At 47.0% G+C, this 17,121-nt stretch carries 12 protein-coding genes; 2 read left to right on the top strand and 10 right to left on the bottom strand.

Annotated features, from left to right (window positions below; all coding sequences use genetic code 11):
• Positions 1–47: 47 nt before the first annotated feature.
• Both FJD32_RS08210 and FJD32_RS08205 read right to left on the bottom strand, forming a co-directional pair.
• Positions 48–1,217 (bottom strand): porin, encoded by a 1,170-nt coding sequence (locus FJD32_RS08210; protein ID WP_140907259.1) that lies wholly within the window; start codon positions 1,215–1,217, stop codon positions 48–50.
• A 249-nt stretch (positions 1,218–1,466) separates the two neighbouring features.
• Positions 1,467–3,593, bottom strand: a complete 2,127-nt coding sequence (locus FJD32_RS08205; RefSeq protein WP_140907258.1) for a DNA topoisomerase III — start codon at positions 3,591–3,593, stop codon at positions 1,467–1,469.
• Between the two features lie 201 nt (positions 3,594–3,794).
• Between FJD32_RS08205 and FJD32_RS08200 the strand changes: the two genes are divergently transcribed.
• Both FJD32_RS08200 and FJD32_RS08195 read left to right on the top strand, forming a co-directional pair.
• On the top strand, positions 3,795–4,082 hold the full coding sequence (locus FJD32_RS08200) for a hypothetical protein (protein WP_037420093.1): 288 nt from the start codon (positions 3,795–3,797) through the stop codon (positions 4,080–4,082).
• 372 nt (positions 4,083–4,454) lie between these two features.
• Positions 4,455–5,939 (top strand): alanine/glycine:cation symporter family protein, encoded by a 1,485-nt coding sequence (locus FJD32_RS08195; protein ID WP_037430090.1) that lies wholly within the window; start codon positions 4,455–4,457, stop codon positions 5,937–5,939.
• 113 nt (positions 5,940–6,052) lie between these two features.
• Here the strand turns inward: FJD32_RS08195 and purF are convergent, their stop codons facing one another.
• From purF to FJD32_RS08155, 8 genes are all read right to left on the bottom strand, one after another.
• A complete protein-coding gene (purF, locus tag FJD32_RS08190) occupies positions 6,053–7,567 on the bottom strand; it encodes an amidophosphoribosyltransferase (protein ID WP_037420099.1) in 1,515 nt (504 codons plus the stop codon).
• Between the two features lie 181 nt (positions 7,568–7,748).
• Entirely contained in the window at positions 7,749–8,237 is a 489-nt protein-coding gene (locus FJD32_RS08185; protein WP_011072963.1) for a CvpA family protein, read from the bottom strand.
• A gap of 110 nt (positions 8,238–8,347) precedes the next feature.
• Entirely contained in the window at positions 8,348–9,178 is an 831-nt protein-coding gene (locus FJD32_RS08180; protein WP_047536581.1) for an SPOR domain-containing protein, read from the bottom strand.
• Complete coding sequence (folC, locus tag FJD32_RS08175; RefSeq protein ID WP_140907257.1) at positions 9,171–10,469, bottom strand: bifunctional tetrahydrofolate synthase/dihydrofolate synthase; 1,299 nt, start codon at positions 10,467–10,469, stop codon at positions 9,171–9,173. The genes FJD32_RS08180 and folC overlap by 8 nt, the downstream gene beginning before the upstream one ends.
• Before the next feature lie 52 nt (positions 10,470–10,521).
• Entirely contained in the window at positions 10,522–11,307 is a 786-nt protein-coding gene (gene truA, locus FJD32_RS08170; protein WP_037420111.1) for a tRNA pseudouridine(38-40) synthase TruA, read from the bottom strand.
• A 112-nt stretch (positions 11,308–11,419) separates the two neighbouring features.
• Positions 11,420–14,746, bottom strand: a complete 3,327-nt coding sequence (locus FJD32_RS08165) for a FimV/HubP family polar landmark protein (protein WP_140907256.1) — start codon at positions 14,744–14,746, stop codon at positions 11,420–11,422.
• 179 nt (positions 14,747–14,925) lie between these two features.
• Positions 14,926–15,942 (bottom strand): aspartate-semialdehyde dehydrogenase, encoded by a 1,017-nt coding sequence (locus FJD32_RS08160; protein ID WP_055648755.1) that lies wholly within the window; start codon positions 15,940–15,942, stop codon positions 14,926–14,928.
• A gap of 2 nt (positions 15,943–15,944) precedes the next feature.
• Entirely contained in the window at positions 15,945–17,075 is a 1,131-nt protein-coding gene (locus FJD32_RS08155) for a 4-phosphoerythronate dehydrogenase (protein WP_140907255.1), read from the bottom strand.
• Between the last annotated feature and the right edge of the window lie 46 nt (positions 17,076–17,121).

The raw sequence follows: 17,121 nt of genomic DNA, 5'->3' as shown, positions 1-17,121 counted from the left end.
GTGGCCTTTGTTTTATGCTGCCGAATTAATCGGTCAAGCCATTGAGCTTAGAAGAAATAACGAATACCAACAGCGTAGTTATTGTCTTGCAGATCTTCATAGGCCTTATCGTCCATGTTGCTGAAGTCAATCTTGGCTTCGGCGTACATAATGGTGTCGCGGCTATAACGATAATGCAGACCAAGTACCGCAAACTGGCGGGTCCACTTACCTTGAATTGCCGTGTTTTCATCGGTATCCAAATCTTGATAGGTCAGCAATACACTCGGCACAAAGCCATTGTCATATTGATAAGCCACGATAAATTCAGCACCTGTAGAATCGTAAAGCTCGCCACCCACTAACTCATTTTGCTCACTCTTATGGGCGTTAAAACCAACATATAATCCATCTGCATCACGGCCCGGCGCATACTGATAAAAACGACCGTACTGCGCACCAATACCAATGATTTGATTGGTATTGTCTACGTCTTTACCGGCGAGGTTTCCAGTAAAGTCGCCACGGTTAAAGCCTGCTAACACCTTAAATTTATCTGTAATGTAGTAAGTCGCGCTGGCACCATAGCTAGGATCAAAGCTCAGCTCTGAACCATCATTTAAGGCATGACCTTGGTTATCATAAAGTGCTACATCGCTATTTTGCTTTGAAGCGTATTGCACCGCGATATGCAGTTTACCAAAGGTATTACGGTATTGCAGCGCCGCATCGGCACGTCCAGCCCCCGTTAACCCACCATCACCGAAGGTATAAGCACCGACCGACCAGCCAGTAAACGCATTGAGCACATCCGTGGTATAGGCAACATCGTAGTAAGCTCCCCACTGCTTACCAAAGCTGAGGGTGCCCCATTTGTCGTGCGACATGCCAACATAACCTAAGCGGTTAAATAGGAAATCTGAGGTTTTTGAAGCGGATAATTGGCCGCCACCTTGGCCTTGGGTATAAATTAGACCATCGTCGCTGGTGACCATATTAATACCCCATTCAGTATGGGCAAAGGAGCGCCAGCCGTTTTTCTCTTGGCGGTCAAAACGAAATCCCACCCGGGAAAAGTTATCGATAACTGAAGTTTCATGACCATCATTTAACGCCGCAAAGCCTAACCATCCGATCATATTGACACTATTGGTTTGATCGTTATACAACTCAACCGCATGAGTTGTACCTGTGAATAACATCGCGGGGATCATCACTGCAAGCAATTTCTTTTTCATATCATCTATACCTATTCATTCAGCTAAATCATAAATAATCTTATGATTTGATTGGCTTATTATATTCTCCGGCCAAGGCAAAGCAGTTAGCATGCCACGGAGCAGAAAAGTTGAGTTTCCAGGTATTTTTTAGAAGTGGATCGGCCAATCACGAAATAACGTGATTGGCGGTAATTAAATATCGCGGAATAAATTAAATATCGTTACCAAATCGCGAACATTAGCGACAGTTTGATTACATTTGTGTCATCAGGCTTGGGCGGTCGCTTTGCTCGTTCGCCGTCTAGGGACGGTCGGTTTAGCTGTTGTGGATGTGGAAGATGCTGCGGCTGAATTTCTAGCATTTCCTTTTTTAGCGCCCGTTCCGGCTTTTTTCCCGCCAGCAGCGCCTCTGGTTCCAGCTTTTCGATAGACGGACTTTTTAGCTGCTCGCTTAAAACCCTGTCCTTTTAAGCCATTGAGAGCTGAGGGTAATTGGGCGCCCGCATTTTCGATTAAGTGATTTAACGTCCCCAGCAGTGGCTGCATAAATCCTTGATAAGAGATTTCCTTATGGCAGATGCCATTTAGGCTTGCCTCCCACAGCGCGGTCATATCGGGTGTTGTGGCACTAAGGGGTAAGCTATTGATTAAACCTTTACCCACCTCAGTTGCCACAATTGACTTGCCCTGACGCTGAATAAAACCCCGTTTAAACAACAGCTCAATAATGCCTGCGCGGGTCGCTTCCGTCCCTAAGCCATCGGTTTCCTTTAAAATTTTGCGGATCTCGGGGTCAGTCACATAACGATTAATCCCCGTCATGGCGCTCAGCAAGGTCGCATCGGTAAAGGCTTTGGGGGGCTGAGTTTGCTTCTCGACCAATTCACCTTGGTTGCAGTGAAGGATTTGTCCTAGGGCTAAAGGCGGTAAAATGCCACAAAACACCTCATCTTCTGCATCCTTATCGGTACTTTTATCATCAGTATTTTGAAGCGATTCTCGCCCCATAGACTCTTTATGTTCATCAGCTTCCCGTGCAAACAGTTGTTTCCAACCTAGGGATTTATCCTGTCTAGCCTTCGTTTTAAAGAGACCACCTTCAATGGTCACTTCGACCGCAGTTTCACTGTAGCAATAGGCGGGGTAAAACTGCGCCAAATACTGGCGGGCAATATGTAGATAAAGCTGCCTTTCCCGCTGGCTTAAACTGCCTAAATTGGGCTGTTTTTCCGTTGGAATAATAGCGTGGTGGGCATCGACTTTTTTATCATCCCACGCCTTAGATTTAAGCCGAGGATTCGGCGCCTCAGCGTGTGCGACTAACTCGGGCGTCCCCCCCATAATGGCCGCTAATACACTGCTTGCTAGACCATGTTGCTCTGTAGGTAAATAGCGGCTGTCAGAGCGCGGGTAGGTAATCAGCTTATGGCGCTCATATAAACTCTGGCAGGTATCGAGCACGTCCTTAGCGCTCATCCCAAACCGCTTGGCTGCATCAATTTGCAGTGCCGATAAGCTGTAGGGTAATGGCGGATTCTGCTGTTTATCCTTAGTGCTTAACTGGGTCACTTTGGCGGGTTTATCGGTGATCCGACGCACCACATTTTGTGCTAAGCCCTTAGCAAGCACTCGCCCTTCTTCGTCCATATAAGGTAAACAGGCTTCACTGGGTTGCCACTTCGCAGTGAAAGATTGTTGTTTATCCGTTACTAAATGCGCTAAGACTTCATAAAAGGGTTTAGATTGAAATCGCGCGATTTCCTCATCGCGGCGCACGATAAGCCCAAGGAGCGGGGTTTGCACTCGACCGACGGATAGCACGCCCTGATAGCCGACCTTTTTCCCTTGGATGGTGTAGGCCCGTGTCATATTCATGCCATAGAGCCAATCGGCACGGCTCCGGGCAAGTGCAGAAGTAGACAAAGGAATAAACTCACGGTTACTACGAAGTTGCGACAAGGCACGTTTCACCGCCTGCGGGTTTAAGTCGCTGATAAGGAGTCGCTGCGTTTGCTGTAATTTATCGCCCGTCACGCCCAAATAGGCGATTACTTCATCAACCAATAATTGCCCTTCCCTGTCTGGATCACCCGCATTCACTAAGGTATCGGCCTGTTTTACCAGCTTTTTAAGTACAGTGAGTTGGCTACGGGTCGCGGCCTTAGGTTTAAGCTGCCACTTCTCGGGCACTATGGGTAAATGCTCAAACTTCCACGATTTGAACTCGGGGTTATAGGCATCGGGCTCGGCCTGTTCAAGCAAATGCCCAACACACCAAGACACGCAGTTTCCTTGGGCGTCTTCAATAAACCCGTCACCTTTTTTGTGGGGTTTTGGTAGCACATCGGCGATTGCACGCCCAAGACTTGGTTTTTCAGCAATATAGAGGATCATATCTACATTAAACACTGGATATAATTACAGTGTAATTTAGCCCAAAGCAGACAAGAGTGCAAACAGCCTTCTTTAGATCGAGAGCCAATTTAGCTCGTTAAGCTCTAACTGAACACTAAAGCTGTGTAAATTTAGTTGAGAATAGTTCTCATCTAGATTTATTATTCTTTCCATCACTTAAAGAGGAATCAGGAAAAAGAGATGAATACGCTGACCTTGCCCTATCATGCTAAACCCGCATTTAAACCTGCACTAGTATTAAGATTCAATCAATTAATGCTATTTCATAGCCTCTTATTACTGGCATTAAGTCTGCTTTGTGGGATGGGTCTTGAAACATTAAATCTTGAGGTTCCGTTCCTCTCTTGGGCTTTTATCCTGTTTCTACCTGTAGCTGTAAGTCTATCTTTGCTATTAAAACATCGCGTTAGCCGCCGTAGCCTGGCATGGCTCTTTGGACTGTGGATGCTGTTATGGCTGGTAATTTAAGCCAAGTTTTCTTTGCCTTGCACAAATACCGTCCCCGCTATCCACTTTGGCTGAGTTAATAGTCTCAATCAATTCGCCTTATCTCCCCCGCTTTTCTCAATGATTCAAGTTGCTAGATTACAAATCTCAATGCAGCAGAGATAACACGCTGCAAAATAAAGCTCCTCAGTAACCCCATCAAATAAAGAACGTTAAATTATCAAATATTTAACAACTTTAGCTATGAAGTAACTAAAAAAATCGTTATGTTGAAGCTCTTGGACGCACACACGCGTTTTAACCTTAGGCCTAATTGGCTGTTTAGTACCCAAAATCACCTAAAAAAATCTTAAAAACTCTGCAAAAAACAACAGAATATTGGAGTTGAATTATATGAATGAGATTGTTAATGCGGTCAACAATATCGTCTGGAGTCCCGCGCTCGTTTATCTTTGCCTCGGTGTAGGACTCTTTTTCTCCCTGCGCTCACGCTTTTTACAGTTACGTCATTTACCCGAAATGATCCGTCTAATGTTTGATGGCAAAAGCACCGATGCTGGTGTGTCTTCCTTCCAAGCTTTAGCCATGACCTTAGCCGGTCGTGTTGGTACTGGTAATATCGCTGGTGTTGCCACGGCGATTACCTTTGGTGGCCCTGGCGCTCTTTTTTGGATGTGGATGGTAGCGTTTCTGGGCGCAAGCTCAGCATTTGTTGAATCCACCTTAGGCCAAGTCTACAAAGAAAAAATCAACGGTGAGTACCGCGGCGGCCCCGCCTTTTATATTGAAAAAGGCTTAGGCATGAAGTGGTACGCTTGGACATTTGCCATTGCGACCATTTTTGCCTGCGGGATTTTACTGCCAGGGGTACAAGCCAACTCCATTGGTTCAAGCTTAAAAACCGCCTTCAATATTGACCCTAATGTCACAGCAGCCATTCTTGCGATGCTATTAGGTTTTATTATTTTTGGAGGGGTGAAACGGATTGCGCAGTTCGCCAGTACTGTAGTGCCTTTTATGGCGCTCGGCTATATCATTGTCGCCTGCGTGATTATCGCCCTTAACATTGGCCAGCTGCCCGATATTATTCTGTTGATCCTAAAAAGCGCCTTCGGACTCGATGCAGGCTTTGGTGCGATTTTAGGTCTTGCGATTATGTGGGGGGTAAAACGCGGTATTTACTCCAACGAAGCGGGTCAAGGTACTGGGCCGCACGCTTCTTCTGCCGCCGCAGTGAGTCATCCAGCCAAACAGGGGTTAGTGCAAGCCTTCTCAGTGTATGTTGATACCCTGTTCGTCTGCTCAGCCACTGGCTTTATGCTGCTGATCACAGGCCTGTATAATGTGCAGGGCCCTGATGGCGCAGCGCTTTATACCGGGATTGCGGGGATTGCGGCGGGCCCTGGTTATGTACAAACCGCAATGGAAAGCATGATGCCAGGCTTTGGTAATATGTTCGTCGCCGTTGCGCTATTCTTCTTCGCCTTCACCACCATTGTGGCCTACTACTATATTGCCGAAACAAACATCGCTTATATCAATCGCAAAGTGAATCGTCCTTGGCTTACAGTGGTACTGAAAGTCGTGCTAATGGCCTCCACAGTCTATGGCACAGTGAAAACCGCAGACTTGGCTTGGGGGATGGGTGATATTGGTGTGGGAATTATGGCGTGGTTAAACATTATTGCCATTATTCTCCTGCAAAAAATTGCCTTCACTTGTCTTAAAGATTATGAATCTCAACAAAAACAAGGTATTGAGCCACAGTTTGATCCTGAAAAACTCGGTATTCACCATGCGGACTATTGGGTTGAACGTAAAAATGCGCAGGATGAGCTAACACAGAGCCAATCCAACGAGAATCCAAAAATCTCCTAAGGCTTAAAATTCCAAACAAAAAGCCAGTGACTTATCACTGGCTTTTTATTGTGTATTTTAAAGTGTGCCGACGCTTAACGCCAAGCACACTCTTTCATCTTAAGCGTTTCGTCTTATGGATGGCAGACGTTGTGTAACTCAAGGTTAGTGCCAATATCCTTATTGCGGTCAGCTTTGGCATCATCGTTACGAAGCTGCGTTAAATGATCGAGATAGGACTGATCAACGTCGTTGGTGATGTAGTGACCATCAAATACTGACGTTTCGAAACGTTTTATCTCTGGGTTTTCCATTCTCACCGCTTCGACCAGATCCGGCAGATTTTGGAAGATAATGCCATCTGCGCCGATAAGCTTAGCAATTTCATCGGCATCACGACCGTGTGCGATAAGCTCATTCGAGGTAGGCATGTCGATACCGTACACGTTTGGGAAACGAATTTCCGGTGCAGCCGAAGCAAAGTACACTTTCTTCGCCCCTGCTTCACGGGCCATCTCAATGATTTGCTCTGAAGTAGTACCACGTACAATGGAATCATCGACTAACAGGACATTCTTACCTTTAAACTCAGTGTTGATGGCATTGAGTTTACGGCGTACCGATTTTTTACGCTCTTGTTGGCCAGGCATAATAAAGGTACGGCCGATATAACGGTTTTTCACAAAACCTTGGCGGTAAGGTAAGTCCATGCAACGGGCGATTTCTAATGCGATATCGCATGAGGTTTCCGGAATTGGGATCACCACGTCGATATCATGGTCGTACCATTCTTTTTTGATCTTTTCACCGAGCTTAGCCCCCATGTTCACGCGGCTGGCGTAAACCGAGACATTATCGATAGTCGAATCTGGACGCGCAAAATACACAAATTCGAAGATACAGGGCGAGTAGCTTGGCTCTTTTGCACATTGGCGAGTGTAAAGATTACCGTCGAGGGAAATATAAATCGCTTCACCCGGCGCGACATCACGCATCACTTCAAAGCCGACAGCATCGAGTGCCACACTCTCAGAGGCAACCATATATTCAGTGCCAGTTGGGGTTTCGTGCTTACCCAGCACTAAGGGGCGAATGCCGAAAGGATCGCGAAACGCGACTAAACCTTGGCCAACAATCAACGCCACAACGGCATAAGCGCCACGGGCTTGCTCATGCACTTTAGCGATAGTGTCAAACACTTCATCAGCCGTCAGTGCTAAGCTCGTGGTTTTTTGTAGCTCATCGGCGAGCAGGTTTAACAACACTTCGGAGTCGGATGTGGTATTCACATGGCGACGCTTTTTAATCAGGCCTTCGGCCAATTCAAGCGTGTTGGTTAAGTTACCGTTATGGGCTAATGAAATCCCAAATGGCGAGTTAACATAGAAAGGTTGCGCCTCTGACGCGCTGGAACTGCCAGCAGTAGGATAACGCACATGACCAATGCCCGCATTGCCCTGTAAGCGCTGCATGTGTTTGACTTCAAATACGTCTTTGACCAGACCATTGGCTTTACGTAGTCTGAAAGCACCACGATCAACGGTGACAATACCTGCCGCATCCTGACCTCTGTGTTGAAGCACAGTCAGTGCATCATAAATGGTCTGATTAACCGATGATTGGCCAACTATTCCGACGATACCACACATGGGTAAGCTTCCTCATTGTAAGATGTTCTATGCCCTTTCATGTGAAATATAAGTAAAACACGAAGTAACTCCCCAGCCATTTGACCAGCGACCTTCGCCTCGATTTGAGTCTGTACCAATAGCGCGACAGAGTTCAAAGCAGACTTATTTTTCATCACTTAGGATAAATTTATTGTCTTTTTTATAGTTTGGGTACAAAGCTGGAGGTGTTTTCCAAATAGTTAAAGAACCACTGGATGACAACGCCAAATTCGGGCACTAATACAGAATCCTTCCACCATTGGGCGTTAGGTGAGCCTGTAAAAGCATCCATAAAAAACAGCAGCGCGCTGACAATCAACGCGCCCCTAATAGCACCGAAACACAGACCTAAAAGTCTGTCAGTGCCAGATAATCCGGTTTTAACCACTAATTGCCCAATGATGTAATTGATAAGGGCACCGAGTATTAATGTGGTGATAAAAAGAATGGCAATAGAAACGCCATTGCGCAGCATCTCATCGTTCATTTGTGTCAGATGGATGGCGAGGTCTTGGTAAAATTGACTGGCAACAAAGAAAGCAGCAAACCATACCACTAATGACATGGCTTCTTTGGCAAATCCACGGATCAGACTAATAAGAGTCGATAACCCGATAACGAAGATGATAGCGTAATCAATCCAAACCATTGAGATGGCTTTCCAGCATAGGCTTTAAGACGGCGCGATTCTACCAGAGACTGAAACGATTCTCACCCCTAGAGAGGTAAATAAATTATTTCAGCCTAGGCAGTTCTGCATTAAGATTCCAACGGATTAAAAGGCACAATCCGACCTTTTAAACGTGTCAGACTTTCAACTTCTTCTTGTATTTTCTTCAACTTAACTTCTGACACATCTGGCCCCACAAACACTTTAGTCAACACGCCATCCTTTGGTGTGTCTGGAATTGTGTACGCCTTGTAACCGCTTTTACGCAACTGCGCCACTAGCGCTTTCACATTGGCGGCATTACTAAATGCGCCCAGTTGCAGGGTAAGTCCGGGCTTTAATGAATCACGACTCACCACTTTTATGCCATCGTCTTTGGCAGGTTTTGCAGATTCAGTTTTCGCCGTTTCGGCCTTAGGCTTTTCAGCTTTTGCAACCGTGGTTGGTTTAACCTCTGGCTTTTTAGGTTCGGTTTTAGCTATCGCAGGCTTAGGTGCATCTTTTTTAGGTTCAGACTTTGCCGTTTCAGTTTTTGCCGTTTCCTTCAACTCAGCCTTGGCATCAGTTTGTACGGCCTGTGGCTTAAGTTGCTCCTTAGCCGCAGCTTGCACGGGTTCAGATGCAGATTCAGGTTTAGACTCTGGCTTAGCATCCGCGCCCACTGCCTGCGCTAATGTCGCCTCATCATTGGGAGAAGGCTCTTCTGGCATAACATCTTTGCCATCCACGTCTTGCGCAGATAGCACTTCAAACGTGTCATCGGCATTTTTATGCGCTATCGCGGTAGGACGTAAGGGAATTTCGGCAAATTGCTCCTCTTGCCGCTCCTTCTTACCGTCTAAAATATCCGGCAAAAAAATCACCCCGAGGGCGACCAGCACCACAGTGCCGACTAATCGATTATGAAACTGGCTAGACAAAACGGTTATCCTGCTTAAAGAGAGACTTAAAACCTGCCACAGTGTAAAAGGAGCCAAACACAATTACCACATCATCGGGTTGAATTTGCGCTTTTAATGCCGTCCAAGCCGTGGCGATATCCTCGAATTCGAGGGCCTTGCAGTCTTGAGCTAAGGTTTGACGTAGCAAGCTGGCATTAGCGCCACGCTCGCCCTGTAAACTCACTAAGTACCAAGTGTCAATTAAGGGCGAAACCACAGGTAATACGCCACCAATATCCTTATCCTTTAGCATACCGCACAGGGCAAACACTCGCTTACCCGCGACGATGGGCGTGAGTTGCTTGACTAAAAACCTTGCCGCATGGGGATTATGAGCCACATCGAGTAAAATCAGCGGCTGTTCGCTGACTTGCTCCAAACGTCCAGTTAAACGGGCGCTGCTGATGCCTTTGGCAATAATATCGGCAGAAATATGTGGCCAACCCTGTTCGACAATGGCAATCACTGTCGCAGCATTGGGTAATGGCAATGTGGGGAGACTAAGCTGTGTTAATTTAAGTACTTGCCCTTGATAGTCCCAAGTGTTGCCATTTTGCTGATAGGTAAATTCTGTCCCGACTCGATACAACTTGGCGCCTAGGTGTTGGGCGACATCATTGACGGTATGGGGCAAGTTTGGCTCGCCGACAATGGCAGGTTTTCCTTGGCGAAAAATCCCCGCCTTTTCGCGGCCAACCAGCTCACGGGTATTACCCAAATACGCCTCATGGTCTAAATCAACCGAGGTCACGACGCTGATATCAGCATCAATCATGTTAGTGGCATCTAAACGGCCGCCAAGACCGACTTCTAAGATCACCACATCCAGCTTGGCCGCTTTAAATAGGATTAAGCCCGCCAAGGTGGCATATTCGAAAAAGGTCAGCGAAATCTCGCCACGTGCCGCTTCAATCTGTTCAAAAGCCGCAACAAAGGCGTCATCGCTGGCGTCCTGACCGTTGATGCGCACCCTTTCATTGTATTTGAGCATATGGGGCGAGCTGTAGACGCCCACCGTCAACCCTGATAAACGCAGGATGTTCTCTAGCATGGCGCAGGTCGTGCCTTTACCATTGGTGCCAGCAACAGTGACAATTTGACTTGGCCCTAAATCCAATACATTAAGGCGCTCGGCAACCTTAGAAACCCGAGTTAATCCCATGTCGATTTCGGTTGGGTGAATCGATAATAAATACGCGAGCCATTGATCCAGTGGCGCGTTTGCTCCTGGCGCAACTAAGGCTGTCAATTCACTTGGGGCTATGGTCATCGGTTATTTCCTTCCTTCGAAACGCATTTAAGCTCTGCCACTATAAAAGCCATTAATCCAACATAAACAATGGCCCAAGCGCTAACTTTGGCAATTGATATTGCTCCGGATATGTCACATCCACAAGATAAAGTCCGTTCGGTTTAGCCGTTGCCGCGGCTTGATTTCTATCTTTTAGTGACAACAGATCCGCCATCCAGGTCAATGGCTGGTTGCCAAGCCCAATCTCCAGCAGCGAACCGACAATATTACGCACCATATGGTGCAAAAAGGCGTTGGCAGATATATCGACGATCACATACATGCCCTGACGCGTCACTTTAACGCTGTGCACATTGCGAAACGGGGTTTTAGATTGACATTGAATAGCACGAAAACTGGTAAAATCCTGCTCGCCGAGCAGCGCCTGCGCCGCAATATGCATTTTATCAACGTCGATATCACCATGATAATGGCTGACGCCGTGGCGTAGGATCCCTGGGCGAAGATTATGATTGTAAATCACATAGCGGTAACGTCTAGCCGTGGCCGAAAAGCGGGCATGGAAGCTCTCATCTACCTCTTTTACCCAGCGTACGGCAATATTATCGGGTAAATTGGCATTAACACCTAAGGTCCAGGCACCTTCGTTACGTACGGCGTTGGTATCAAAATGCACTACCTGCCCCGTTGCATGAACACCAGCATCGGTTCTTCCTGCACAAAACAAGCTAATGGGCTCGTTTGCCACCTTAGACAAGGCTTGTTCTAATTGCCCTTGTACTGAATCGACTTCGGCCTGACGCTGCCAACCAAAATAGCCACTGCCGTCATATTCAATACCTAATGCAATCCGCATCACACATCCTCACAATTAATTTAGCGGCGCATTTTATCACAGCAGCCCGTAAAAAAAACGGCGCTGTGAGCGCCGTTGATCGTTAACATTAAAGCTTAATGCCAGTTCAAACTTAGCCGATCTCTTTAAGTAAACGAGCCGCTTCGTCCTGTTGACGCTCATTACCATCAATTTGAACTTCACGGAGTAGCGCTTTGGCGCTGTCACTGTCATCGATTTCGATATAGGCACGGGCCAAATCGAGCTTAGCGTTAACAGAGTTCTCTTCATCGTCCACATCAATCATGGCTGCATCACCAATCAGGGCACCCACATCACTCATCTCCACATCCATTTCAGGATAGAGATCTGTCTCTGTGTTATCCTGCTCGGCGTCGTTAAGCAGTTTTTCAATATCGATATAGCCATGTTCGTTTTGGAAATTAGTCAAATCATGCTCAGGTACAAACTTCTTCGACTGACGTGACTCCTGCGCATCTAGCGCTGCTAATGCTTCATCGACCGTGAGAGTATGCTCATCATCGAGGGCAAAGCTATCTTCTGGTGTTAATACCTCATCATCTTCAACTTCGGTATTGGCACTAAAAGCAGCAAGCACATTGTCGTCACTTAAATCGATATCGTCATCAGTATCTAAGTCCGCTCTAAAGGCAAACTCATGAGCGACATCCTCATCAACAATATCATCATCTTTGTCAGTGATAAGCTCGAATGTAGGCTCGACCTTATCAATCGGTTCGTCTAAAACAAATTCCAGAGGTTGACGCGGGGAAACCGCCTGCGGATCGACAGCGATAGGATCCACGGGTGCAACAGGTTCGGATTTAGGACTGTCAGTTTGTGCGCTAGACGTAGGCGCAAAGTTAAGCTCAGTGTCCCAATCCAGTACGTGGGGATCTTTACTCTTGTTAGCTTTTAAGTCGTTAAAGAAAGAAGCCTCTTTCTCTTTAACTTTTGCCGCGGCGGCAGCTGTCGCAGCCGTTAAAGCTGCTGTGGCGAGTACCGTATCATCCGCTTGATTATCAGCATCGAAACCGGTAAATGTTGGCTCAATTGCGGTTTCATTTGGATTATCATCTGGGCTCTTCGCAATCGTATCGCTAAGCTCAAAGGTATCATCCGTACCATCAATCGCATGGGCAGCACCGATGCCCTTGAGTAAGCCTTCATCCTCGAGCTTATCATCTGTCTCAGGGTAGGTGGTTTCGAGGTCGAAATTAAACTCATCCGCGTCGGCTTCAGCCTGCTCTGGCACATCAAATTCGGCGAGAAGAGATTCGAGATCATCCTCTGCAGACGATAACTCTTCAGGTAATGCCGTTTCGAGCTCTGCTGCCAGCATATCGTGAGGGATGTCGGATTCATCGCTAGACGTTTGTTGTTCCGCCGAATCTTGGGCCTCAAAACCTGCGAGCAACTGGTCAAGATCATCATTGACTGGCAGGTCGGTGTTTAGTTCATCTTCCAATTCGGCAGCAATGGCTGCTGCAAGCGCAGGGTCATGCGCGGTTGGTGCATCCAAACCTGCAAGCAGAGAATCAATATCGTCGGATTCAATGACACCGATATCATTAAGTTCAGTATCTAATTCTGCGGCGATTTCATCGCTTAGATCAGGCTCCGGCGCTGCGGGTTTATCAAAATCTGCCAGTAACGCATCAATATCGTCGGTTTGCGCGACCCCTAGCTCTGCTAACTCATTATCTAATTCAGCAGCAATTTCATCGCTAAGATCGGATGCTGTAGTGGTGTTTTCCTTACCATAATCCGCTAATAATGCATCGAGGTCGTCCTCAGCCACTGGCTCAGATACCGAATCGGTCATTTCAGATTGATTAAACCCGGCGAGCAAGGCATCAATATCATCTTCAGCCGTTTCAGTTAACGCTATATTTTCAAGTTCATTATCTAATTCAGCAGCAAGCGATGCGGCTAAATCTTGATCGGTATCTAACTCAGCTGCATCAACCACCTCTGGGTCGGCTGGAATATCAAATCCCGCTAATTCATCAAGGTTTTCATTAGTAGATGGCGCATCAGGCTCTTCGGAGCCAAGCCCAGCCAATAATGCATCAAGATCCTCTTCTTCGAGAATATTACCTGATTTGGGTTTTTCTTCCGCAAAGGCTTCCTCTTGGTCGCCCATGGCCTCAGCCCAGAGATCATCTAAGGATTGGCCTTCGTCCTCTTCAAATTGTGGTTCTGCCGCAGTGTTAACACCTGGGTCAATAAACATTTCAGAAGCGATGTCCATCTGCTCATGGCCATCGGTCATTTCATGCTCTGGTTGTAAACTCACGCTACCGACATCTAATAAGCTATCGATGGAATCGGCATGGTCAGTGTCTAAATGCACTGCCATGTCGTCAAGATCATCATCATCCATCGCCAGCACTGATGCTCCCGTTGCCACACCAGCAGCACCTGTCGCCATGGCTACCTGCTGGGCTGCTAACTCACGGCGTTCTTTATTACGCTTACGACGAAGCATCCAGAACACAAGCAGCAGTAGTAACAATGCAGGGACCACCGCTGCTGCAACCAATAACAGCGGATTATTTATCAAGTTTCGCCATAGATCTTCAGGCTCAGTAGGCGTTTGCGGCTGCGCATCGGCATCTGATGGGGCTTGAGCAGCTTCCACCTCGGCCTTCAGTGCAAGATTTTGCTTTTTACTCGCCTGTAAGGTTTCCTCTAATACTGCAATTTGTTGGTTTAAATCCTCAATTTTGGCTTTAAGGGCTTCAACATCGGCATTTCTCACGGCGAGCTGATCTTGTGCTCTGGCTAACTCATCAGTTAAGGATAAATTTTTGCTCTCCGCGGTCTCAAGGCGAGTATTCACATCGGAACTCACCATTTTCGGCGCAGCGGGTGGCGTCGCAACGGCATCCGTTTTAGCAACTTCGGTCTTAGCCGCTTCGGGTTTAACATCGACTTTAGGTTGAGGCTCTACCTTAGGTTTATTTTCAACTACAGGAGTGACAACAGTCGGTTTAGATACTGGTTTAGTCGCCGCTTTGGCGGTATTACGGACTTGCTTATCGCTGCGTTCGGCGCGGGCAATCGCTACACTATTGGGAATGGATAACATCACTTCTTTCGAAGGGATCAGCAAAATCATGCCACGTTCGAGGCTATTGTAACTGTCGGAGTTAAACGCATGGGGGTTGGCATCAAATACTGCAGCCATGACTTGATAAACACTGACACTGGCATCGGGACGGACTTTTTGCGCAATACTCCAGAAAGTATCTTTAGCGGTCGTTGGCCCATATTGATGATTGACCTGACGGATTTGTCCATCTGGTCCCATGATTTTTAAAGGTTTTATTTTGGGAGTATCGGCAGCTATCGCAGGATCAATAAAAGAGGTCGTGGAAAAAACAGCTAAAACGGTGGCCATCAGGCCCACAAGATACGAAGTGCGAAATTTCATCAATCCTTCCCTTTGAAGCGCTATTTAAGTTATCTCGCTGATAACAGGCTTTAGGCAATTGTATTTATTGAGATTACTATAAACTAGAAATCCCAGCCCTGCTACTGTTCACAATTGTAAAACAAAAAAAGCCTGCTGGCAGCAGGCTTTTTCATTGGGCATCAATTGCTACTTAAGACTTAGTAATAATCTCTCACTAAAATCTCGGCAATTTGCACACTGTTTAAGGCTGCGCCTTTACGAATATTATCCGACACTACCCAAAGATTAATACCGTGAGAATGGGAGATATCCTTACGCACACGGCCCACGTAAACAGGATCGGTACCCGCTGCATGGGTCACAGCCGTTGGATATTCGTCATCGGACTCGAACAATACCACTCCTTCGGCATTACGCAGTAAAGCTTTAATATCTTCTGCATCGGCGACTTGACGCGTTTCGATATGTACGGCTTCTGAGTGACCATAGAATACCGGCACGCGCACAGCAGTCGCATTAACGAGAATGTCATCGTCACCAAAAATCTTCTGGGTTTCCCAGACCATTTTCATTTCTTCTTTGGTGTAGCCGTTGTCCATAAATTTATCAATTTGCGGCAATACGTTAAACGCGATTTGCTTTGGATAAACTTCAGCGTCAGCAGGCAGACCTTGCAGCAGCTTAGTGCATTGTTTTGCCAGTTCTTCAATCGCTTTTTTACCCGTACCAGAGACCGATTGATAAGTCGCCACGTTAATACGACTGATGCCATAAGTGTCGTAAATCGGTTTTAGAGCCACCAGCATTTGGATGGTCGAGCAGTTCGGGTTGGCAATAATATTACGGTTGCGGAAATCAGCAATCGCATGGGGGTTAACTTCAGGCACAACCAATGGAATATCAATGTCATAGCGGAAGTGAGAGGTGTTATCGATCACCACACAACCCGCTTCAGCTGCGATAGGCGCCCACTTGGCCGAGACATCACCACCGGCAGAGAAAAAGCCTAACTGCGCTTGGCTCCAATCGAAGGTTTCGACGTCCAAAATGGTAACTTGTTTGCCATGGAAGCTGACCGTTTCACCGGCGCTACGGCTACTGGCTAAAGGATATAAGTTCGCAACCGGGAAGTTACGCTCTTCGAGGATCTCAATCATTGTTTGACCCACTGCACCCGATGCACCTAAAACGACAACATTAAATTCCTGCGACATAATTACCGACCGACTCCTGAAAAACCTAAATTGGACAACCAATCTACCTCAGATTGGCCGTGATAAGCCAGCGCCAATGCACTAAATTCGCGTCGATGTTTGTGATTTTTTCTCATAGTGTCGAAGCCATTCGACCTTGCAAAGCCATTTCGGAATACGGCATCGTCATCACGCAGGTCGTAGACGAATCTTGCGAGCTGTAATAGGGCTTTTTCATCGGGGACTTGTTCGAGTTCAACCGCCTTAAAATGAAATGGAGGCAATAGCTCGAAAAAGCGTTTGGTGGCCGGAATGGCTAACAACTCACACAACTTTTGGTACAGCATAAAAGTGCCACGAGCCTTACCTTCTAAGCTGTAACCGGCGATATGCGGGGTGGCAAACTCAGCAAAAGGCACCAACTCCGGCATGGGATTCGGCTCCCCTTCCCATACATCGAGCACCAATTTAAGATCATCCCTTTGCTGCTTGACCTTAATTAAGGCTTGATTATCAATTACATCACCACGACAACAGTTCACCAACCACGTATTAGGTTTAAGACTCATCAGGCGCGCTTCATCGAATAAATGCAGTGTCTTATGCTCGCCAGAGCGAGTGATGGGCACATGTAGGCTGATGATATCCGCTTCATGTAATAGGGTCTCAAGGCTCACAAAATGACGGGGATCGCCTTCGGCCGCTTTGATGGGATCATTGAGTAATACCTTAATGCCGTAGGCTTCGAGACATTTAGCCGTTGCGCTACCAGTATTGCCCGCACCGATAATCCCCACAACTTTACCCTTGAGCGGCGAGTTAAACCGCGCCGCCAGTTCTAACATCGCAATAAAGGCAAACTCCCCGACAGCGGTCGCATTACAGCCGGGTGCATTCGAAAAGGGAATGCCACGCCCAGCAAGGTAGGCCAGATCCACATGATCAGTCCCTATGGTGGCGCTGCCGACAAACTTAAGTTTTGGATTGGCATCTAACAGTGCGGCATTGACTCGGGTGACCGAGCGCACCAGCAGCACATCGGCATCTTGCACCTGCTCAGGCGTTAATGTGCGGCCATTAACTGGGATTATCTCGCCTAACGCCCCAAATAAGGGTTCGACATAGGGCATATTTTCATCGACAACAATCTTCATGGGGACCTTTCTGATAAAAATGGGCTAGAGAGTGAGTAGCCAAGGA

The organism is Shewanella sp. LC6 (genome assembly GCF_006385735.2).
GTDB classification, from domain to species: Bacteria; Pseudomonadota; Gammaproteobacteria; order Enterobacterales; family Shewanellaceae; genus Shewanella; species Shewanella xiamenensis.
The sequence above is the reverse complement of the archived record's forward strand: the minus strand, read 5'-3'. Positions and strand labels throughout refer to the sequence as shown.

What these genes read in the sequence shown, in the direction of transcription:
- FJD32_RS08200 (WP_037420093.1), top strand. Translation starts at nt 3,795, where the DNA reads ATGAATACGCTGACCTTGCCCTATCATGCTAAACCCGCATTTAAACCT.
- FJD32_RS08160 (WP_055648755.1), bottom strand. Translation starts at nt 15,942, where the DNA reads ATGTCGCAGGAATTTAATGTTGTCGTTTTAGGTGCATCGGGTGCAGTG.
- FJD32_RS08195 (WP_037430090.1), top strand. Translation starts at nt 4,455, where the DNA reads ATGAATGAGATTGTTAATGCGGTCAACAATATCGTCTGGAGTCCCGCG.
- FJD32_RS08155 (WP_140907255.1), bottom strand. Translation starts at nt 17,075, where the DNA reads ATGAAGATTGTTGTCGATGAAAATATGCCCTATGTCGAACCCTTATTT.
- folC (WP_140907257.1), bottom strand. Translation starts at nt 10,469, where the DNA reads ATGACCATAGCCCCAAGTGAATTGACAGCCTTAGTTGCGCCAGGAGCA.
- FJD32_RS08205 (WP_140907258.1), bottom strand. Translation starts at nt 3,593, where the DNA reads ATGATCCTCTATATTGCTGAAAAACCAAGTCTTGGGCGTGCAATCGCC.
- purF (WP_037420099.1), bottom strand. Translation starts at nt 7,567, where the DNA reads ATGTGTGGTATCGTCGGAATAGTTGGCCAATCATCGGTTAATCAGACC.
- FJD32_RS08165 (WP_140907256.1), bottom strand. Translation starts at nt 14,746, where the DNA reads ATGAAATTTCGCACTTCGTATCTTGTGGGCCTGATGGCCACCGTTTTA.
- FJD32_RS08210 (WP_140907259.1), bottom strand. Translation starts at nt 1,217, where the DNA reads ATGAAAAAGAAATTGCTTGCAGTGATGATCCCCGCGATGTTATTCACA.
- FJD32_RS08185 (WP_011072963.1), bottom strand. Translation starts at nt 8,237, where the DNA reads ATGGTTTGGATTGATTACGCTATCATCTTCGTTATCGGGTTATCGACT.
- truA (WP_037420111.1), bottom strand. Translation starts at nt 11,307, where the DNA reads ATGCGGATTGCATTAGGTATTGAATATGACGGCAGTGGCTATTTTGGT.